The following is a 503-nucleotide window of genomic DNA, read 5'->3' on the forward strand; positions in this document are numbered from 1 at the left end:
CATCGCGAGGATGTCCCGCACGATGCCACCGACACCTGTCGCCGCACCCTGGTACGGCTCCACATAGGACGGGTGGTTATGGCTTTCGACCTTGAAGGTGACGGCCCAGCCGTCGCCGATGTCCACCACACCCGCGTTCTCGCCGATACCGGCGAGCATCTTGGAGCGCATCTCCGGCGTGGTGGTCTCACCGAAGTAGGCCAGGTGCTTCTTGGACGACTTGTACGAACAGTGCTCGCTCCACATCACCGAGTACATGGCGAGTTCGGCATCCGTGGGCCTACGCCCGAGGATTTCCCGGATACGCGCGTACTCGTCGTCCGCCAGCCCCAGCTCCGCATACGGCTGGGGGAGGTCCGGCGTCCGCTCGGCGTGTGCGGTGGTGTCGACGGCGGGAGTGTCCACGTGAGGTGCTGCCACGAGTCCAGACTAACCGCAGGCTTTCCTTAGGCGGACGTGACCAGCGGCTTCAGTGCGTCGAGTGCGGAGTAGAACACACCGAG

Annotated in this window: 1 protein-coding gene; it reads right to left on the reverse strand. The window is 64.6% G+C overall.

The features are described 5' to 3' along the window. The coding region (locus DAT37_RS31925) for an AIR synthase related protein (RefSeq protein WP_269814820.1) at nt 1-420 on the reverse strand (420 nt) is incomplete at its 3' end. Nucleotides 421-503: the final 83 nt, after the last annotated feature.

It is taken from the genome of Nocardia aurea (assembly GCF_003123685.1).
Taxonomy (GTDB): domain Bacteria; phylum Actinomycetota; class Actinomycetes; order Mycobacteriales; family Mycobacteriaceae; genus Nocardia; species Nocardia aurea.